The organism is Methylobacterium sp. M6A4_1b, assembly GCF_053345175.1.
Genome location: NZ_JBKEZQ010000042.1, coordinates 1 through 19,530, shown reverse-complemented (window position 1 = coordinate 19,530; position 19,530 = coordinate 1). Strand labels below are relative to the sequence as shown.

12 protein-coding genes and 4 pseudogenes are annotated in these 19,530 nt (G+C 66.7%); 9 read left to right on the top strand and 7 right to left on the bottom strand.

Going from position 1 to position 19,530, the window contains the following annotated elements; all coding sequences use genetic code 11:
* Positions 1-1,423 (top strand): annotated as a pseudogene (istA, locus tag ACLBWX_RS21785) (IS21 family transposase); the annotation flags it as partial.
* Between the two features lie 8 nt (positions 1,424-1,431).
* On the top strand, positions 1,432-2,166 hold the full coding sequence (gene istB, locus ACLBWX_RS21780) for an IS21-like element helper ATPase IstB (protein WP_447677267.1): 735 nt from the start codon (positions 1,432-1,434) through the stop codon (positions 2,164-2,166).
* Between the two features lie 398 nt (positions 2,167-2,564).
* Here istB and ACLBWX_RS21775 read toward each other — a convergent pair whose 3' ends face one another.
* Positions 2,565-3,206: an HWE histidine kinase domain-containing protein gene (locus ACLBWX_RS21775; RefSeq protein ID WP_447679046.1), complete on the bottom strand. Its 642-nt coding sequence runs from the start codon at positions 3,204-3,206 to the stop codon at positions 2,565-2,567.
* 35 nt (positions 3,207-3,241) lie between these two features.
* Positions 3,242-3,991 carry a Crp/Fnr family transcriptional regulator gene (locus tag ACLBWX_RS21770; RefSeq protein ID WP_447679045.1) on the bottom strand — a complete coding sequence of 250 codons (750 nt, stop codon included), beginning with the start codon at positions 3,989-3,991 and terminating at the stop codon, positions 3,242-3,244.
* A gap of 341 nt (positions 3,992-4,332) precedes the next feature.
* Here ACLBWX_RS21770 and ACLBWX_RS21765 point away from each other — a divergent pair, with 341 nt between their 5' ends.
* From ACLBWX_RS21765 to ACLBWX_RS21745, 5 genes are all read left to right on the top strand, one after another.
* A complete protein-coding gene (locus ACLBWX_RS21765) occupies positions 4,333-7,200 on the top strand; it encodes a PAS domain-containing protein (protein WP_447679044.1) in 2,868 nt (955 codons plus the stop codon).
* Complete coding sequence (locus ACLBWX_RS21760) at positions 7,193-7,459, top strand: response regulator (RefSeq protein WP_447679043.1); 267 nt, start codon at positions 7,193-7,195, stop codon at positions 7,457-7,459. The genes ACLBWX_RS21765 and ACLBWX_RS21760 overlap by 8 nt, the downstream gene beginning before the upstream one ends.
* Positions 7,460-7,929: 470 nt before the next feature.
* A complete protein-coding gene (locus ACLBWX_RS21755) occupies positions 7,930-8,268 on the top strand; it encodes a HigA family addiction module antitoxin (RefSeq protein WP_447679042.1) in 339 nt (112 codons plus the stop codon).
* A complete protein-coding gene (locus tag ACLBWX_RS21750) occupies positions 8,252-9,751 on the top strand; it encodes an ATPase domain-containing protein (RefSeq protein WP_447679041.1) in 1,500 nt (499 codons plus the stop codon). Before ACLBWX_RS21755 ends, ACLBWX_RS21750 begins: the two co-directional genes overlap by 17 nt.
* Positions 9,693-10,835, top strand: a complete 1,143-nt coding sequence (locus ACLBWX_RS21745; RefSeq protein WP_447679040.1) for a sensor histidine kinase — start codon at positions 9,693-9,695, stop codon at positions 10,833-10,835. Before ACLBWX_RS21750 ends, ACLBWX_RS21745 begins: the two co-directional genes overlap by 59 nt.
* 435 nt (positions 10,836-11,270) lie before the next feature.
* Here the strand turns inward: ACLBWX_RS21745 and ACLBWX_RS21740 are convergent.
* The 5 genes and pseudogenes from ACLBWX_RS21740 to ACLBWX_RS21720 form a co-directional block, all read right to left on the bottom strand.
* Positions 11,271-12,218 (bottom strand): annotated as a pseudogene (locus ACLBWX_RS21740) (IS91 family transposase); the annotation flags it as partial.
* A gap of 4 nt (positions 12,219-12,222) precedes the next feature.
* Positions 12,223-12,450: pseudogene (locus ACLBWX_RS21735) on the bottom strand (tyrosine-type recombinase/integrase); the annotation flags it as partial.
* A 92-nt stretch (positions 12,451-12,542) separates the two neighbouring features.
* On the bottom strand, positions 12,543-13,859 hold the full coding sequence (locus ACLBWX_RS21730; RefSeq protein ID WP_447679039.1) for an HlyD family type I secretion periplasmic adaptor subunit: 1,317 nt from the start codon (positions 13,857-13,859) through the stop codon (positions 12,543-12,545).
* Complete coding sequence (locus ACLBWX_RS21725) at positions 13,856-15,565, bottom strand: type I secretion system permease/ATPase (protein ID WP_447679038.1); 1,710 nt, start codon at positions 15,563-15,565, stop codon at positions 13,856-13,858. The genes ACLBWX_RS21730 and ACLBWX_RS21725 overlap by 4 nt, the downstream gene beginning before the upstream one ends.
* Positions 15,566-15,657: 92 nt before the next feature.
* Positions 15,658-17,697, bottom strand: a complete 2,040-nt coding sequence (locus ACLBWX_RS21720; RefSeq protein WP_447679037.1) for a hypothetical protein — start codon at positions 17,695-17,697, stop codon at positions 15,658-15,660.
* A gap of 319 nt (positions 17,698-18,016) precedes the next feature.
* On the opposite strand from ACLBWX_RS21720, the gene ACLBWX_RS21715 reads away from it, so the two are divergent.
* Together ACLBWX_RS21715 and ACLBWX_RS21710 are read left to right on the top strand one after the other, a co-directional pair.
* Positions 18,017-18,286 carry a DUF6894 family protein gene (locus ACLBWX_RS21715; protein WP_447679036.1) on the top strand — a complete coding sequence of 90 codons (270 nt, stop codon included), beginning with the start codon at positions 18,017-18,019 and terminating at the stop codon, positions 18,284-18,286.
* Between the two features lie 63 nt (positions 18,287-18,349).
* Positions 18,350-19,492 (top strand): annotated as a pseudogene (locus ACLBWX_RS21710) (IS3 family transposase).
* Positions 19,493-19,530 lie beyond the last annotated feature (38 nt).

Sequence of the window (19,530 nt, the reverse complement as noted above, 5' to 3'; positions counted from 1 at the left end):
GGACATCGTCCGCGACCTGCACGTCTCCCGCAACACGGTCCGGAAGGTCATCCGGTCGGGGGCCACCGCCTTCGCCTACGAGCGCGAAGTGCAGCCGTTGCCCAAGCTCGGGCCGTGGCGCGACGATCTCAATCGGATGCTGACCACCAACGCCGGCAAGTCCGCCCGCGAGCGGCTGACGCTGATCCGGATCTACGAAGCGCTGCGCGGGCTCGGCTACGAGGGCGGCTACGATGCCGTTCGGCGCTATGCCAAAACCTGGAAGCGTGAGCGCGCCTCGGTGACGGCCCAGGCCTTCGTGCCGCTCATCTTCGCCCCGGGCGAGGCCTACCAGTTCGACTGGAGCCACGAGATCGTGCTGATCGGCGGCACGACCGTCACGGTCAAGGTCGCCCACGTCCGGCTCTGCCACTCGCGCATGCTGTTCGTGCGGGCCTATCCGCGCGAGAGCCAGGAGATGGTGTTCGACGCTCACGACCGGGCGTTCGCGTTCTTCCAAGGCACCTGCCAGCGCGGCATCTACGACAACATGAAGACCGCGGTGGAGACGATCTTCGTCGGGCGCGAGCGCGCCTACAACCGTCGCTTCCTGCAGATGTGCTCGCACTACCTCGTCGATCCGGTCGCCTGCACCCCGGCCTCGGGCTGGGAGAAGGGGCAGGTCGAGAACCAGGTTGGGCTGGTGCGCGAGCGCTTCTTCACCCCGCGTGTCCGAGTGAAGAGTTACGAGGAGCTGAACGCGCTCCTGCTCGATGGGGTGATCGCCTACGCCAAGGCCCATCCCCATCCCGAGGAGCGCGAGCGCACCGTCTGGGAGCGGTTCGAGGCCGAGCGAGCAGCCCTCGTTCCCTATGCCGGTCGCTTCGACGGCTTCCACGCCGTCACCGCTTCGGTGTCCACGACCTGCCTCGTGCGCTTCGACAACAATCGCTACTCGGTCATGGCCTCCGCCATCGGCCGCCCGATCGAGGTGCGGGCCTACGCCGAGCGCGTCGAGATCCGGCAGGACGGGCGCGTTGTTGCCGAGCACGAGCGCGCCTTCGGGCGGGATCAGACCGTGTTCGATCCCTGGCACTATGTCCCCGTGCTGGCCCGCAAGCCCGGCGCGCTCCGCAACGGCGCACCGTTCAAGGACTGGGTCCTGCCTCCCGCCCTTGACCGGGTCCGACGCAAGCTCGCCGGCAGTGCCGGAGGGAACCGGCAGATGGTGGAGATCCTCACCGCCGTGCTCGGCGACGGCTTGCCGGCCGTCGAGGCGGCGTGTGCCGAGGCGCTGCGCGAGGGCGTCCACTCGGCCGACGTCGTCCTCAACATCCTCGCCCGGCAGCGCGAGCCGACCGCGCCCGTCACCATCCTGACCCCCGAGAGCCTGCGGCTGCGCCACGAGCCGGTCGCGGATTGCGCCCGCTACGATACCCTGAGGAGCCCCCCATGATGGAACGCCAGAACATCCTCGCCACCATGGGCGAGCTGAAGCTCTTCGGCATGAAGGCGGCCTACGACGAGATCATCAAGGTCGCGCTCAAGCGCACCCACGAGCCGCAGCAGATCGTCGGCGACCTGCTCCAGGCCGAGATCTCCGAGAAGCAGGCACGCTCGATCCGCTACCAGATGACGATCGCCAAGCTGCCCCTGGCCAAGGACATCACCGAGTTCGCCTTCGACGGCACCCCGATTAACGAGGGTTTGGTACGCGCGCTCTCCGGCGGCGAGTTCCTGGCTCACCAGCGCAACGTCGTACTCGTCGGCGGGACCGGGACCGGCAAGACCCACCTCGCCATCGCCATCGCGCGAGCCTGCATCCGAGACGGGGCGCGGGGCCGGTTCTACAACGTCGTCGACCTCGTCAACCGGCTCGAAGCCGAGGCACGTGCCGGCCGCCAGGGCCGCATCGCCGACCATCTCGCCCGGCTCGACATCGTGGTGCTCGACGAACTCGGCTACCTGCCGTTCGCGCAGTCGGGCGGCCAGCTCCTGTTCCACCTGATCAGCAAGCTCTACGAGACCACCTCGATCGTGGTCACCACCAATCTCGCCTTCGGGGAATGGCCGAGCGTGTTCGCCGGCGATGCCAAGATGACCACGGCGCTGCTCGACCGGCTCACCCACCACTGCGAGATCGTCGAGACCGGCAACGAGAGCTGGCGCTTCAAGAACCGCGCCTGAGGCCGGCACACGTCGCGCCTGCTGGATCCCTGATCAGCCCGGCTGCGCCACCCCGACCCGCTTCGCCGGGCTGATCAGGGGCGTCCCGCTATACCCATCCGGGGGGTCAAAGTTCGACGCCGATCCAGGGTCAACGTTCAACGCTGTTTGACAATCAGATTCAAGCAAGTGATGAAATTTGAGCTTTTTGCATGGATCGGCACCAATACGGCGCATCCATTCATGTCCGGATTCTGCTACTTCGAGCACAAAAGTAAATCGGACGCTCACCACTCGAAGGCTGCCGAGGGGCGGACGGACGTATCGCGACCCAATCACGCCGTTGAAGCCAGCAAACAGGTCTCCTTGAAGCGGACATTCACGGGTCTGGAGAAAGCACTCCGATAGAGAGCAGCGCTTCATCCTTCGTGAAGAGCGCGCTCGGTAAGTGGCAGCAACAGGCAATAGTGGGCCCCCTCAGGTTCGAAGGCGAGGCTGCCTTGCGCCTGCAGGGTGTGGGCCAGCATCTCCTCCAGCACCAGCATTCCAAAGCCCCGGTGATGCCGCGCGAGCCCGTGCAGGCGCATGCCGTGCTCGACCCAGTCGAAGACGAGGTGCGGCGCAGGTTTCCCGTCCTCGATCCGCCACGCCACGCTGATGCGCCCCGACGGTAGGCTCAGGGCACCGTACTTGATCGCGTTCGTCGCAAGTTCATGCAGCGCCAGCGCGATCGGTTCGGCCGCCCGCAGATGCAGCGTCACCTCCGGCCCTTCGACGAGGGCGCGTCCTTCCTGGTAGGCAAGCACGGCGGTCAGTTCGTCCGTGACGAGGCGGCCTAGGTCAACGCCTGCCCTCGGATCGGATAGGATGATCGCTTGTACCCGAGCGAGCGCGGCGAGCCGCCCGTCGAGATGGGCCGCGTAGTCCTCCAGGTTGTCACTGAGTTCGGCCGAACGCTGGGCGATCATCCGGGTCGTGGCCAGGGTATTGCGCACCCGGTGCTTCAACGCGGCGACCAACGCGGCCTGCGACACTGGATCGGTCGGATCAGGGTTCGTCATGGCACAGCCTCCTGAACGCGTGGGTCAAAACTGGTTCAGTGCGACGTCGTTTCGTTGGTGTCGAACGAGCAGCCCTCGTGATCGACGTGCAGGTAGTTCGGATTGAACAGAGAGGCCACCTGCAGGGCTTCCAGGTCGGGAATGGTGAGGTCTTTTCCCTTGAGCACGACGAGCCCGGCCTTGCGCAGTGCTTGGAGTGAGCGGTTGGTGTGCACGTTCGAGAGGCCGAGACACTCACTGAGATCCAGCTGCGTCATCGGCAGGACGCAGGCGTTCCCCTCCGTCAGACCGACGCCGCGCAGGCGCCAGAACAGCTCGCAGAGGAGATGACCCAGCCTCTCCAAGGCCGAGCGCTGCCCCAGGCTGACCGTCCATTCGCGCTGGATCGCCGCCGTGACCAGCGTGTTCCACCATAGGGCCTTGGCGATCCGCGGATGCGTCTCGGTCAGCCCCTCGAGCATGGCGCGCGGGACCTGTGCGAGCTTGACCGGCGAGAGCGACGCGATGCTGTGATCCATCTCCCGCAGGATGTAGACGTGCTCGTCGCACAGATCGCCCGGCACGAAGAGCGAGATGATCTGGCGCCGGCCGTCGCCGAGCTGCTTGTAGCGGCAGGCCCAGCCTTCCAGGATCAGGTTGACGTAGTACGGGTTATCACCCTCAACGATGATGTCGCTGCGCGGACCGAACCGGCACTGCTTGCTGGCCGCGTTGTCCAGCGCCTGCTTGTCACTGCCCGACAGCCTGGTGAACTGCTCCAGCTTGCGGATCAAATGCTGCGGCATGCGGCCCCCCGTGATGAACGGGGCGACGGTACAAACATTCGTATATAACAAAATCCACTTAGATCATCTTTTTGCATGCGAGAAGCACATTTCACACGCGAACGCTGATCCGTCTCGTCGATCTGCGATACTTGACCATTGTGCGAATATTAGAGCTCTCTCAGCACCGTTGCAGTAGATCGATCCCTGCCAGCCGTGCGCAGAGCCGATGGTGCTCCTTCAAAGAGGCGATTCGTTCGCGGGCGGGCGACTTCGGCTCGGGGTGGAAAGCGGCCAGCGCCGGCGCGACCGAAAGCAGACTTTAGTTTGCACCTGATATTCGCTCCGGGTTCAATGGCGCTATGGATGACCGCACCACCATCGCCAACCTCGAACGTCGTCTCGCAGAGAGTGAGGCGCGGCATCGCCTCCTGACCCAAAGCTGGGCGCAGGCGGTGTGGGAGACGGATGCCAACGGCATGGTCGTCACCGACAGCCCGAGTTGGCGTGCCTACACGGGTCAGACCCTGGAAGAGTGGCTCGGCTATGGCTGGCTTAATGCGATCCATCCTGATGACCGTGCCTATGCCGAGCGGCAATGGCGAGAAGCGCTCGCGGCTCGTGTGCCCGTCGACGGCGAGTACCGCCTTCGTGCGTCGGACGGTGGCTGGCGCTGGACCAACGTCCTCGCTGCCCCTGTGCTCGATACGCAAGGAAATATCGAGAAGTGGGCGGGACTGAACATCAACATCGACGCTCGCAAACACGCCGAGGTAGCGCTGCGTGAGAGCGAGGAGCTTCGCCGCATCGCGATCACAGGCGCTCGCATGGGAACGTGGCGCTGGGACCTGCGCGACAAGCTCATCTGGGGCGACGCCGCGTTCCTCAATCTCTGGGGCTTCCCGCGCTCGAACGAACCTCGGGGGCTCGCAGACTTCGCGGACCGCATGACCCCGCAGGGGCAGGCCGAGATGGCCGAAATGGTCACGCGGGCCATCGCGGCAAGCGAGGCGTTCGATGGTCAGCTCGCGGTCGTAAATGGACCGACCACCGGCCGCTGGGTGCGATGGCGGGGCCAGGCCGAGGTGGAGCGGCCGTGGATCGTCAACGGCGTGAGCTTCGACGTCACCGACCAGCATTTGGCAGATCAACGGCTGCGCGCGAGCGAGGAACGGCAGGCATTCCTGCTGACGCTTTCCGACGCCGTGCGAGCGCTCGCGGGTCCCGCCGACATACAAGGCGAAACCACTCGCCTGCTCCGAGAACAGCTGGACGCGGGTTGGTGCTACTACGTTGATTGGGATCTCGACAAAAAGATCGGTCTGGTGCTCCGCGACAGCGCAAGCGAAGGACTTCCATCGCTCGCTGGCGCGCACGACGTGTCCGATGCGCCCGAGTTCCTCCAGCTCCTGGCTGACGGCACCCTGCGCACGGTTCGCGACTACGCCGGCTACGAAGAGCTGCCCGTGCACACCCGTCAGAACTTCGTGGGTTTGGGCTTCCGGTCGATGATGGTGGCTCCCTTGGTCAAGGAGGGCCGCTTGATCGCATCAATGCTGATCGGCGATACGAAAATCCGGGATTGGTCCGCAAGCGAGGCGTCACTTCTCGCCGAAACCGCTGAGCGCACCTGGGCTGCGGTCGAGCGCGGTCGAGCCGAGGCCGCGCTGCGCGACAGCGAACAAGCGCTCGCCGCTGACCTCGCCAACGCGGAACGGCTACGGAGCCTCTCGGAACGGCTGGTGCCGGAAGTGAGCTTCCAGGCGATCTACGATGAGGTCCTGTCCGCCACCGTCGCGATCACGCGAGCGGACGCTGGGACCGTCCAGATCTACGATCCGGCCACGAAGACGCTAGTGCTGATCGCCAGTCAGGGGTTCTCCCGCACGATCACCGACTACTTCCACCGTGTCGACGCGAGCAGCCAGACTGCTTGCGGGATAGCCCTGAAGACGGGTGAGCGCGCCTTTGTCGATTTTCCCGACGAGTTCGAAGACCTGGGCTGTCAGCTGCTCACCGGCGAGGGCATCCAATCGGCCGTCGCCAATCCACTGGTGTCGCGCTCGGGCGCGCCGCTCGGGATGCTCAATGCGCATTGGCGTCAGTCGAGGCACCGCCCGAACGATCGGGAGATGCGCTTTCTCGATCTGCTGGCGCGACAGGCAGCCGATCTGATCGAGCGTCGGCACAGTGAGCGTGCCCTGCGCGAGAGCGAGGCGCGGCTGCGGGAGTTCGGTGAGGCGTCACAGGACGTGCTCTGGGTTCGCGATGCCGGGACCTTCAGGTGGACCTACCTGACGCCGGCCTTCGAGACGGTCTACGGCATCAGCCGCGAGGCGGCGCTGCAAGGCGACGACTTCCGCAACTGGACAGACATAATCCTGCCGGAGGATCGAGCGGGCGTAATCGAGCAGATCGAACGGGTTCGTGCCGGTAAGCGCGTCGCCTTCGAGTATCGCATCCGCCGCCCGTCCGATGGAGAGGTGCGTTGGCTTCGCGACACCGACTTCCCGCTCTTCGACGCGTCCGGCCAAGTGCAACGGATCGGAGGCATCGGCCAGGACGTGACCCAGGAGAAGAGCACGGCAGAGCGCATGAACGTGCTCGTGGGCGAGTTGCAGCACCGCACCCGCAATCTCATGGGCGTGGTGCGCAGTATGTCGGAGAAGACAGCTCGGGGCAGCGCCGACCTGCCGGACTACCGAGCCCGCTTCGGCGACCGTCTGGCCGCGCTCGCCCGCGTGCAAGGTCTGCTCTCTCGCCTGGAGGAATGGGATCGCGTCAGCTTTGACGACCTGATCCGCTCGGAGCTTGCCGTCCTCAATGGCGGGACGGAAAGGGTCACGCTGAGCGGACCCACCGGCATCGCGCTACGCTCGTCGACGGTCCAGACCTTTGCGTTGGCGATCCATGAGCTGATGACCAATGCGCTGAAGTACGGAGCACTCGGCCAACCGCCGGGACATCTCGCCGTCTCGTGGCGTATGGAGCGCCCGGCCGCGGACGACCGACCCTGGCTGTTCGTGGACTGGCGCGAGAGCGGGGTCGCGATGCCAGCCGAGAGTGCGCCGCCTCGGGGTAGTGGGTCGGGCCGTGACCTGATCGAGCGAGCGCTGCCCTATCAGCTCGGGGCAAAGACAACCTTTGTGATGGAAGCGGACGGCGTCCACTGCACGATCGCCGTGCCGGTTTCGGAGCGGCAGGCGGCACGGGAGAAGGTCGATGCCTGAGGGACACCTGAGCGGGCGACGGGTGCTGGTCGTCGAGGACGAGTACTTTCTCGCTGACGAGCTGGACCAGGCCTTGGAGGAGGCAGGGGCGACGGTCCTCGGTCCGGCACCATCGGTGAGAGCAGCGCTCGACCTGCTCGAGAGCGGCCCGGCGCCGGACGTCGCGACGGTCGACGTCAATCTCGGCGGCGAGATGGCCTACCCGGTCGCGGAGGCCCTTCTCGCCCGCGGCGTGCCGTTCCTCTTTACCACCGGCTAAGATCAAGCGTCGCTCCCAGATCACTACGCTACCATCCAGCGGCTGGAAAAGCCGTTCGAAGTTCGCAAGGTGCTCCAGGAGCTTGGTCGCTTGCAGGCAGGTGACGCGTAGTGTCGAAGCAGACCTTCCAGTCTACTGCAACGCGCTGTGAGCGGGCGCAGCGGCGACGTCCGCTTCGATGCATCCACCGTTCGGAAGTGAGCAGATTGAAATCCGCTCGTTGCAGCCATCAGACTGTTCTAGTGAAACCGTGTTCACTGGAGGCCACGACGCACGCTCAAGGTAAGACACCGTCGTCTAGGTCCAAGGTATGAGGACGGATCTAGCCGTCGCCAGTCCATCGCCTCTACAGATTGGGTATAGCTGTTCCGGTAGTACGATTTCGCACGGCGAGCCTTCGTCTGCTGAAATCGCCTTGCCTCCGTCAAGCATCTCTTTACGGATGGGGCGACAGTCAGCGAAAGCGCGCCATGCCCTCGCGATCCGTACCGATCCACCCAGGGGGCATTCTGCGCGATCGTATTCTGCCCAGCCTCGGCCTCTCGGTGAGCGATGCGGCTCTTAAGCTGCGCGTCTCGCGTCAGCTGTTGCACACCATCATGGCCGGCACAGCTTCCGTGACCCCCGAGATGGCTCTGAAGCTTGGCCGGCTGTCCGACACGCAGCCCGAGTTCTGGCTGTCGCTTCAGCAGCGGCACGATCTCTGGCGCGCAGAGCAGGGCATGGCTGACGTTCTCCGAGATATTCCGACCCTCTCACTTCCCGACGCCCTGCGCGCGGAGATCGGTTGCCATGGCCACGCACCCTGACGCCCGGCCGAAGGCGGCCTTGGGCGTCCACGGCCTCGACGACATCCTCGGAGGAGGTCTCGCCACCGATCGGCTTTACCTGTTGGAGGGAAACCCTGGCACCGGCAAGACCACGATCTCGCTGCAGTTCCTGCTCGAAGGCGCCCGTCTCGGCGAGAAGGGGCTCTACATCACGTTGTCGGAGACGGCGGAGGAGTTGCGCGAAGGTGCGGCTTCTCACGGCTGGAGCCTGAACGAGCATATCAAGGTGTTCGAGCTGACGCCCCCCGAGAACCTGCTCGATGTCGATCAGCAGCAGAGCCTGCTCTACTCCTCCGACCTCGAACTCGGCGAGAGCATCAAGGCCGTGTTCCAGGCCATCGAGGCCGAGAAGCCGGCGCGTGTCGTCCTCGATAGTCTGTCGGAGATCAGGCTCCTCGCCGGTAGCTCCCTGCGCTACCGTCGCCAGATCCTCGCCTTGAAGCACTTCTTCGCTAAGCACGGCACCACGGTGCTGATGCTCGACGACCTCACTGCCGACGCCCTCGACAAGACCGTGCACAGCATCGCACACGGCGTAATCCGCCTCGAGGAGCAGGCCCCGGAATATGGGGCCGAGCGACGCCGCGTACGGGTTCTGAAGTATCGAGGCCAGCGCTTCCGCGGCGGCTACCACGACCTACTGATCAAGTCCGGCGGCGTCACGATCTTCCCTCGCCTGGTCGCTCTGGAGCACAAGACCAGGTTCGACCGCACTCCGAAGACCAGCGGCCTCGCGGAACTCGACGCACTCCTCGGCGGCGGGATCACACAGGGGTCGAGTACGCTGATCCTGGGTCCCGCCGGGACGGGCAAGTCGCTGCTCGCAATCCAGTTCGCCCTCGCGGCGATTGCCCGGGGTGAGCGCGCGGCCCTGTTCGTCTTCGACGAAGAGGTCGGCTTGCTGTTCGACCGCATGCAGCTGATGGATATCGACCTCGCAGCCCTCCAGGAGGCGGGCCAGCTCTTCGTCGAGCAGGTCGACGCCGCCGAGTTGTCGCCGGGTGAGTTCAGCCATCGGGTCCGGAACTGCATCGACGAACACGACGTGAAGACCGTGATCATCGACAGCCTTAACGGATACCGTGCGGCCATGCCGGAGGAGAATGCCCTCATCCTGCACGTCCATGAGCTGCTGCAGTACCTGAACCGGCAGGGTGCCTCGACCTACCTCGCGGTGGCCCAACATGGGCTCGTCGGGGACATGAAGTCGCCGGTGGATGTGACCTACGTGGCCGACACCGTCATTCTGCTCCGATACTTCGAAGCCATGGGCCGCGTGCGGCGGGCCATCTCGGTCATCAAGAAACGCACTGGCAGCCATGAGGATACGATCCGGGAGTACCGGATCAGCGGGCAGGGGTTGAGGATCGGACCGCCGCTGACGAAGTTCCAGGGTGTGCTGCGTGGTATCCCAACCCTGGTCGGAAGGGATCAAGGCGGGCTTGATGCCGAGCCGGCCTGATGCAGCACCCCACGAGAGTTCTGCGCGGGTCCTCATTTTAGCTCCGTTCGGACGTGATGCGAGCATCGCGGGGACGCTCCTTACCGAGGTCGGCCTTGGCCATAAGGTTTGTGGGGGGCTCGACGACCTGCTGACCGCCATGGAGGAGGGAGCTGGGCTCGTACTCCTTACCGAGGAAGCCGTTCTGACGGCGGATCTGAACCCAATCCGTCACTGGGTCACTGCCCAGGCGACCTGGTCGGACCTGCCCTTCGTTCTTCTCACCACGCGGGGTGGTGGATCGGAGCGCAATCCGGCAGCGACACGGCTATCGGAGGTCTTCGGCAACCTCACATTCCTGGAACGCCCGTTTCGCCCCATCACGCTGGTCAGCCTGATGCACACGGCTCTGCGCGGGCGCCTGCGGCAGTACGAGGCGCGGGCTCGCATCGCCGAACTTCATTCGGGGGAGCAGCGCCTACGCAAGGCGCTCGCGGCTGAGAAGCGGAGCACCGATCACCAGCGCCTGCTCGTCGATGAACTGAACCACCGGGTGAAGAACACCCTTGCAACCGTACAGTCGATCGCAACCCAGACACTGCGCAACGCACCAACGACGGAGGAGGCGCGCGAGGCGCTGGAGACCCGGCTCCTTGCCCTTTCTCGGGCTCACGATGTGCTGACGCGGGAGAACTGGGAAGGCGCCTTCCTCTCCGACATCGTCGCGCAGGCGATCGCGCCCTACGATCCGCAAGGCGGTGGCCGTTTCCAGGTAGAAGGACCGGACGTGCGGCTCCTGCCACGGACGGCCTTGGCTCTCGCCATGGCGTTCCAGGAGCTGGCCACCAACGCGGTCAAATATGGCGCTTTGTCGAACCCGAGCGGGCATGTTGAGATCGCTTGGACGACACACGGCGGCGATCCGACGCCGAGGCTGGATCTATGTTGGAGCGAGAAGGGCGGCCCACTCGTGGCAGCACCCAAGCGCCGCGGCTTCGGATCACGCCTGATCGAGCGCAACCTCGCGCGCGACCTCGACGGCAAAGTGGAGATCGCGTTCGCATCTCAAGGCGTTACCTGCACGATGAGCGCCCCCCTAAGCTAAGCTCAGGATCGAAAGATGGAATGCCTCCGCTTGGCGAGGAGTTGAGTGTCCGCTTCTTCGGCCTTGCCGCCTGTGAGCGGACCGGAAGAACTCCTGAAGAGTTTCGGGCGCCGCGAGGCGTACGAAAGTCGTGGAAGAACGAACCCGCGGGATGGCGGGCGCAGAGCTATGGGGATTTTGGGAGACCGTGGTCCCCAGTGAGGGACGGAAGGCGCGTGAACACGGTCGCCTGGGTGCCTGAGCGCTCCTGGATTGCCCGGTCTCCGGCGTTTGGCGGAACGCGACAGGGTCGGGCGGCAGTGTTCGAGAAGACTACTCTGGCGTTCGGCACGCGGAAAGGCGTGCCCCGAGGTGCGCCTCCTCGGATGTGTGGTGGTGCCAGGCCATGCCGGGTCATGGCGTACACGCCCGGTTCGGCGCGGGGCGGAACGGCGGGCCGCGCGGCAGGACATGGAGGAGGAAGCGCCGGATGAACTCTGTGGCGGACAGGGTCATGACCCGCGCCTGCCCGCCCTCGGCGCGCCGATAGTCATTGACGCGGAAGCTGACGTTTTCCCCGTCGAAGGCGAGGATGCGCCAGCTGGAGATGGCGACGCGGTGGGTGTAGCGCGACAGATAGGCGAGCACGACCTTCGGTCCGGCGAAGGGCGGCTTGGCGTAGACGACCCAGCGCTTACCGCGCACCGGGGCGAGCGCGCGGACGAAGGCCTTGGCGTCGGAGAATGGGGCCGGGGTGCCGAAGAAGGCGAGCGTCCCGGCCTCGTTGAGGGCGGCGAGCCCTTCGAGGAACAGGCGGCGGAACAGCATGCCCAGCACCCGCACCGGCAGGAGGAAGGCCGGGCGCGATGCGACCCATCGGGTCCCGTCCGGTGAGAGACCGCCGCCGGGCACGATCATGTGGAGATGGGGATGGTGGGTCATGGCCGAGCCCCAGGTGTGGAGCACGGCGGTGAGGCCGATGCGGGCACCGAGATGCTTCGGGTCGGCGGCGATCCGCGTCGGGGTCGCGCTCGCTGCCCGGAACAGCAGGTCGTAGACGGCGGCCTTGTTCTGGAAGGCGATGGCGGCGATCTCGGCGGGCAGGGTGAAGACGACGTGGAAGTAGCCGAGCGGGAGAAGGTCGGCCTCGCGCTCGGCGAGCCAGTCGCGCGCCGCCGCGCCCTGACAGCGTGGGCAATGCCGGTTGCGGCAGGAGTTGTAGGCCACCCGCAGGTGGCCGCACGCGTCGCAGCCCTCGACATGCCCGCCGAGGCTGGCCGTGCGGCACTGCTCGACCGCCGCCATCACCTTGAGCGCGGCCGGGTCCCGGTGCCCGGCGCCAGCGGCGCGATAGGCCGGACCGGCGGCGCGGAAGACGTCGGCCAGCTCGATCGCGGCTTGCATCGCCTCAGCCCGGCGCCGGGCCGTCCGTGTGGAACAGGGCGAGCCTGTCGAGTGGGATCGTCACGGCCCGCACCGTCCGGGTGGCGACCTTGGCGTAGAGCGCCGTCGTGTCGAGCCGGGCGTGTCCCAGCAGGACCTGGATGACGCGGATATCGACGCCGTCCTCCAGGAGGTGGGTGGCGAAGGAGTGGCGCAGGGTATGGGGACCGACACGCTTGGGGAAGGCCGTCGCACAGCTTACGTCACGGTTTGCGACAGGCCTTTCAGGACAGTCCACGCGCGATCCGGCGCGCCCCGCGATCAGGAGTCACGGGCCCGACGCCGTCACTTCTCGCGGAACGCCCGGCGTGCCTGATCCACGAGCGGCTTGGTCAGGTATGAGAACACGGTCCGGTCGGCGGTGCGGATGAAGGCTTCCACCGGCATGCCGGGCACCAGCCTCGCCCCGTCGAGGCGGGCGATCTCCTCCTTCGTCACGCTGAGCCGGACGAGGTAGAAGGACGCGCCCGTGCGCTTGTCCTCGCTCACGTCGGCCGCCACGCGGCTGACGGTGCCCGTGAGCTCCGGCGAGGTGCGCTGATCGAAGCTCGGGAAACGGACACCCGCGGCCTGCCCAACCCGGATGCGGTCGATATCCTGGGGCGCCACCCGGACGTCGGCCACCAGGATGTCGGCGGCGGGTACGATCAGCATGACGGCCTCGCCCGGCGAGATGACACCGCCCACCGTGTGGACGGACAGCTCGTGCACGAAGCCTGCCTGCGGCGAGCGGACGTCGATGCGTTTAAGCTGGTCAAGCGCAGTGACCTTCTGCTCCACCAGCGTTGCGGACTTGGCCCGGATCTCCGCCAGCTCCTTGGCCACCTCGCTGCGCATGTTTTGCTCCAGTTGAATGATTTGGAGCTCGGTTTCGGAGATCTTGCCTCGGGTGCTCGCGATGCTGGCCACCAGCGTCCCACGTTCCCCCTTCAGACGCGACATCTCGCGTTCCAGTCCGGTTACCCGGCTCATCTGGATGAGGTTCTTCTTCCAGAGGTCTATGACGCCCTGGTATTCCCGCTCGATGATGGCGGCTTCCTGAGCCTTGGCCTCGGATTGCTCGGTGAGCCCCCTGATTTCGTCCCGCAGCTGACCGATCCGCTCCTTCAGCTGCGACTTCTGCCCCAGCAGCGCCTCCCTCCGAAACACGAACAGCCGTCGCTCGCCGTCGACGATCCGGGCCACCGCCGGGCCACCGTGCATGAGGTCGGGCGGAAAGGCGACATCGGGCAGGCCGTCGCGCTCCGCCTCCAGCCTGGCGCCCCGCGCCTCCATCTCCCACAGCCCCTTCGTGACGGTGTCGAGGTTCGCCTGCGTCGTGGTGGCGTCGAGCCTGACCAGGAGATCCCCCGGCTTGACGCGGGCGCCTTCCTGAACGTTCAGCGTGGCCACGATCCCGCCGGTGGGATGCTGGACCTTCTTAATGTTCGATTCGACCACCAGCGACCCGGTGGCGATGATGGCGCCCGACAATTCGGTGGCCCCCGTCCAGGCGCCCGCCATGCCGGCGAGGCCGACGATCCCCAGGACCCCCAGCATGTGCCGCTTGAGGGAGCGCCGCGTGGCGGGCGTGGCGGACGGACGGAGACGGGAACCCTTCATGCGACCCTCGTGGGAACGGAGCGCGTCATGGCGCCAAGCTGGGCGAGTACCCCATCGCGCGGGCCGTCCATCTGCACGCGCCCCTCGTTAACGACGAGAATCCTGTCGACGGCCGTGAGGGCGCTCGGCCGGTGGGCGATGACCACCGCCACCCCGCCCCGGGCTCGGACCGACTGGACCGCCGCCGTGAGCGCCCTCTCGCCCTCGACGTCGAGGTTCGAATTCGGCTCGTCGAGCACGACGAGGAACGGGTTGCCGTACAGCGCGCGCGCGAGACCCACGCGCTGCCTTTGCCCGCCCGACAGGCCGAGGCCGCCGCTCCCGACCCGGGCGTCGTATCCGCCGGGAAGACGCAGCACCACCTCGTGCACGCCGGCGGCGCGGGCGGCCGCGAGCAGCGCGTCGGGATCCGGCTCGGGATCGAACCGCGTGATGTTCTGGGCAATGGTCCCGTCGAGGAGCTCGACGTCCTGGGGCAGGTAGCCGGCGGACCGGCCCAGGGCGTCGGGATCCCATTGGTCGATCGCCGCCCCGTCGAAGCGGATCACGCCGCGGCTCGTCGGTGCGAGGCCGACGAGCGCCCGCGCCAGCGTGGACTTGCCCGATCCGCTCGGGCCGATGACGCCCAGGGCGGTCCCGGGCGCCAGCGCGAAGCTGACGTCGTGCAGGACGAGGTTGTCGGTCCCGGGGATCGCCAGGGATACGCCCGTGACGCGCAGGCTGCCGCAGGGAGCCGGGAGCGGCGTGACGGGCGCGGGCTCGCACGACGGGAGGAACGCGGCGATCCGGCCCCAGGCCTGACGGGCTGCGGCCACAGAGCGCCAATTGGCGATCGCCATGTCCACGGGCGCCAGAGCGCGCGCCGACAGGATGGTCGCGGCGAGCATGACGCCCGCTGTGGCCTCGTTCCTGACGACAAGCAGGGCGCCGAGCGCCAGGATCCCCGATTGCAGGACGGTCCGCAGGAGGCGCGAGACGCCGCCGAACCAGATCGACAGGTCGCCCCCCCGGGCAGCGACGTCGAGGGTGCGCACATGGCGCTCACGCCAGATGTCGGTGATGCGCGAGCGCATGCCGAGCGCGCTGACGAGGGGGGCGGTCCGGTGGGCCATGTCGGTCATGACCCGCCGCTCGGCCGAGGCGCTGACGGCATCCCGCGACGGCCCCAGCGTCGCCCAGTCGGTGACGAGGGTGAGCAGGCACAGGAAGGCCGCTCCGCCGGCGACGGTGAAGCCGATCCAGGGATGGAACAGGAAGCAGACGCCGACGTAGAGCGGAACCCAGGGTAGGTCGAAGAAGGCGGTGAACGCCGAGCCCGACAGGAAGCTCCGCACGGTGTCGAGGTCCCTAAGCGCCTGCGGCCCGTCCTCGCCGCGCATCGGATCGACGCCCCTGGCGAGCAGCTGCCCGAAGGCCCGTTCGGCGAGGCGTTCGTCGACCAGTCTCCCGAAGCGCGCGAGGATCCGGGCCCGGAACACCTCCATCAGGCCCTGCAGCAGGAACAGGATGGCGGCGATGCCGGCCAGTCCGGCCAGCGTGGCCACGCTCCGGCTCGGGATCACCCGGTCGTAGACCTGGAGCATGAACAGGGGGGCGGTCAGCATCAGCAGGTTGATGAGGCCGCTGAGGCCGATGACCGTGCCCAGGGGCCAGCGCGCCTCCACGATCGCATCGATGGCCTCGCGCCGTCCCTTGGACGCCGACATGCTCGCATCCGCCACGCGATGATTCCCCGACCCCGATCCGACCGTCGTCCTTCACGGTCGCCCCGCCGTGAGGCGGGGCGACGTTCCTTCGCTCAGAGCCCGAGCAGGTGCAGGCCAGACGCCGAGGCGTGGGGCTGCGCGTCGGCGGCGTGGCCGTCCACGTGTCCGCCGAGGTCCAGCGCCGCGGCGCCGAGGTCGAGGTGGATTGCCGGGGCGGCGTCGGCGTGTGCCGGCGTGCTCGTCGGGGCGAGGGCGATGGCATGTCCCACCAGTGCATCCGCGCCGCCTCCGGAGGCCGGGAAGGCGATGCCGTCGCCCGAGAGCAGGCTCACGGATGCCAGGGTCGGGACGGCGCTCCCCACGCCGACCGCGCTCACCTGAACCGCATGGCCGGCCTCGGCCGGGGCGGACAGCACGTTGGCATCCACCACCGGCGTCGGCGTCGCGGGGCCGGCGCCGACATCGACCAGCGGGTGGCTGCCCTCTCCCCCGGACGAGGCGAGCGCATCGACGAGGCCGCCGGCCAACGGAACCGACTCGATGGGCCCGCCACCCAGGAGACCCGTGGCACCGCCGACGACCTGCGTGGGCAGGTCGGCAGCATGACCGACCGGACCGAGCGCCTCGGTGACTGCCTGGAGCGGGGCGCCTGCGGCGTCCCCGGATCCCGCCACGCCGGTGACCGCTCCAGCCAGGGTTCCGGTCGACCCCAGGACCACGCCGGCATCGGCGAGGACAGGGGCGACCGCACCCGCACCACCGCCGGCCAGGACGGTCCCCGGCAGGTTCACGGCATCCGTGACGAGGCTGCCCGGCTCGCCGAGGTGGCCGAGCCCAACGGTTTCGCCGAGGCCTGTGACCGCGTGAACGGCATCGTTCAGGGCCGGTACGTCATGGCCCACGCCCTCGATGCCCGCATGCAGGTCGAGCACGGCGGTGTTCGCCACCGTCGAGACGGGGGCAAGGGCGCCGGCGGGAGAGAGCAGGCCCCCACCCGTACCCGGCGCGGCGGCGACCTGATCGACAAGGGTGTCGAGAGCGGCCGTGACGTGACCGAGATCCTGAAGGACAGGGGCGAGCGCGGCGACGCCACCACCCGAGAGCACGGCCCCAGGCAGGTTGGCGATATCCGTGACGAGGTTGCTCGTCTCGCCGAGGTGGCCGAGCCCAACGGTTTCGCCGAGGTTCGTGACCGCGTGCAGGGTGCCGTTCAGAGCCGGAACGTCATGGCCCACACCCTCGATGCCCGCATGCAGGTCGAGCACGGCTTCGTTGGCGATTCCCGCCACGGGAGCGAGCGGCCCCGTCGTGGACAGGAGACCGCCCGCCGTCGACGGGGCTGAAGCCAGCTGGTTCGCGAGTGACCCGAGGGCGGTCGTGACGTTGCCGAGATCGCCGAGGACAGGCGCAAGAGACGCGACGCCCCCTCCAGCCAGGATCGATCCGGGCAGTCCGGCCACATCCGTGACGACGTTTCCGGGCGCTCCGACGTGACCGAGCCCGATCGTCTCCCCGAGCCCCGTCAGGCCATGGATCGGCCCGTTCAGCGCGGGGTTCTGGTGGCCGACCTCCTCCAGCGAAGCATGCAGGGACAGGACCCCCTGGTTCAGGGTCTCGGTGAGGGGTGCCAGGGCACCTGCGTCCCCGACCAACCCTCCGCCGGAGTTCGCCGCGGCCGGGATGGTCTCGGCCAGGTTCGCGGCGGCCGTTACGACGTTGGCCGCATCGCCCGGGATCCCTTGGGTCTGGGACCCTTGCGTGGCGGAGGCGATGTCGGTGACGAGGTTGCCAGAGGTTCCGAGGTGGCCGAGCCCGATGGTTTCCCCGAGGTTCGTCAGCCCATGGAGGGGGCCGTTGAGGACGGTTACCTGATGGCCGGTGTCCTCCAGCTGGGCGTGGGTCTCGAGAACCGCTTGATTGGCCGGCGCGGTGAGGGCCGCGGGAAGGGCGGTTCCCTCCGCGGCGGGATCGTCGCCGCCGATCGACGTCTCGACGAGCGACGCGACCGGACCGAGGCTCGCGAGCTGATCGGTGGAGGTTCCGGGCGAAAAGGCCAGCAGGTCGGATCCCGCCAGCCATTCGAGGGTGCGCGCCGAGGGAAGCCCGAGCGCGGAAGGCGTCGCAATCGTCATATGAAGATCCCCTTCAGAAGTTCCACTGCGAACTAACAAGGCTCTTCTTCAGGGATCGATCCTGGTTAACATAAGTAAACGCTGATGAAGCCGAATAATATGTTAATTACATTTTGATATTTTTCTGAAAAGCTGCAGAACTCTAAAGGTGTAGCCTGAAAAGGCGGCCAGCGCCTAATCACACTGTTTAGCAAGCTTCAAGCTGTTTGCATCGGTAAGTGGCACTCACGGCTAACCGCTATTTTCTACCAAAATAGGGCTTTTGTCCTACTGGTCTGTATGTTGGATATCCGGTCGTTATGCTGACAGGCTCAGCCGTATGCAGCGAAGTCCGAGAAGGGTGGCAATCCGACCTTGGCTTCCCAGCCCGACGCGGACGGTCTGCTACCCGATAGAACCGCATAGCTCTCGTCTGAATTGTGCTTCGAGAGAGAGGCAGGCAGGAGTGGCGTATGGCCCGGTATTTTTCGACTTCTTCGACGGGACGTCGATGCGAGATGCCATCGGGCACGAATGCGGTGGCTATGAGGATATCCGCCACGAAGCGATGAAGGCTCTGCCGGAGATCGCTAAGGGAGCGATCCCGTGACCTGACCGGCTGGCTTTGGACCGGGCTGATTGAGAGGATCAGCCCGGACTGAAAGAGCTGGACATGAAGCGAGGTCAGAAGACGGGTGCGGAGCAGGTGGTGCTGAAGCTGCGCCAGATCGAGGTGCAGACGGCGCAGGGTAAGAGTTTGGCGATAGCGTGCCGGGAGGCGGAGATCTCCGAGCAAAGCTGCTATCGCTGGCGCAAGGAGTACGGCGGCCTGCAGATCGACCAGGCCCGTCGGATGAAGGATCTGGAGCGCGAGAACGCTCGATTGCGCCGGCTCGTGGCTGATTTGTCCCTGGAGAAGCAGGTGCTGGCGGACGTCGCCGCGGGAAACTCGTAGCCCCGGAGCGACGCCGGCGGGCGGTCGACGGCATCAGAGAGAAGCATGGTCTCTCAGAACGCCATGCCTGCCGGATCGTCGGCCAGCACCGGGGCACGCAACGCTACGTGCCCACGGTACCGGCTGACGAGGATGCGCTGACCCGCGCCATCGTCGCCCTGGCGTCTTCGTCACGGACGCTACGGCTACCGCCGCGTCACCGCGCTGCTGCAGGCAGCGGGCTGGCAGGTAGGGAAAGACCGGGTTCAGCGGATCTGGCGTCGTGAGGGGCTCAAGGTTCCGCAAAAGCATCGGCCGCGAAGCCGGCTGTGGTTGAACGATGGCTCCTGCGTACGGCTGCGGCCTCTCCATCGCAATCACGTCTGGAGCTTCGACTTCGTGCAGGGCCAGACCCACGACGGGCGAAGCCTGCGCATCCTGACGCTGATCGACGAGCACAGTCGCGCCTGCCTGGCGCTGAAGGTCGCGAGGCGCATCAACAGTCTGGGTGTGATCGAGGCGCTGGCCGACGCGATGTGCCTGCATGGCATCCCGGAGAACATCCGCTGCGACAACGGCCCGGAGATGATCGCGAAGGCTTTGCGGAAATGGGTCGCCAAAACCGGCCAGCAGATCCAGTACATTGCACCAGGATCGCCGTGGGAGAATGGCTATTGTGAGAGCTTCAATGGCAAGCTGAAGGACGAGTGCATACGCCAAGAAATCTTCTACTCGCTCAAGGAGGCACAGACCGTGATTGGGATCTGGCAGAACACCTACAACCGCGTTCGCCCGCATTCGTCCTTGGGCTACCGGCCGCCCGCGCCTGTCACCGTCCCGGACCTGGCCTTCCGGCTACCCATGGCCGCCACCATGCAGTAGCCTCTCAATCGGCTCGCTCCAAAATACCGGTCAGGTCA

Coding starts and splice junctions, on each gene's coding strand:
- istB (WP_447677267.1), top strand. CDS start 1,432: ATGATGGAACGCCAGAACATCCTCGCCACCATGGGCGAGCTGAAGCTC.
- ACLBWX_RS21775 (WP_447679046.1), bottom strand. CDS start 3,206: ATGACGAACCCTGATCCGACCGATCCAGTGTCGCAGGCCGCGTTGGTC.
- ACLBWX_RS21770 (WP_447679045.1), bottom strand. CDS start 3,991: ATGCCGCAGCATTTGATCCGCAAGCTGGAGCAGTTCACCAGGCTGTCG.
- ACLBWX_RS21765 (WP_447679044.1), top strand. CDS start 4,333: ATGGATGACCGCACCACCATCGCCAACCTCGAACGTCGTCTCGCAGAG.
- ACLBWX_RS21760 (WP_447679043.1), top strand. CDS start 7,193: ATGCCTGAGGGACACCTGAGCGGGCGACGGGTGCTGGTCGTCGAGGAC.
- ACLBWX_RS21755 (WP_447679042.1), top strand. CDS start 7,930: ATGCCCTCGCGATCCGTACCGATCCACCCAGGGGGCATTCTGCGCGAT.
- ACLBWX_RS21750 (WP_447679041.1), top strand. CDS start 8,252: ATGGCCACGCACCCTGACGCCCGGCCGAAGGCGGCCTTGGGCGTCCAC.
- ACLBWX_RS21730 (WP_447679039.1), bottom strand. CDS start 13,859: ATGAAGGGTTCCCGTCTCCGTCCGTCCGCCACGCCCGCCACGCGGCGC.
- ACLBWX_RS21725 (WP_447679038.1), bottom strand. CDS start 15,565: ATGTCGGCGTCCAAGGGACGGCGCGAGGCCATCGATGCGATCGTGGAG.
- ACLBWX_RS21720 (WP_447679037.1), bottom strand. CDS start 17,697: ATGACGATTGCGACGCCTTCCGCGCTCGGGCTTCCCTCGGCGCGCACC.
- ACLBWX_RS21715 (WP_447679036.1), top strand. CDS start 18,017: ATGCAGCGAAGTCCGAGAAGGGTGGCAATCCGACCTTGGCTTCCCAGC.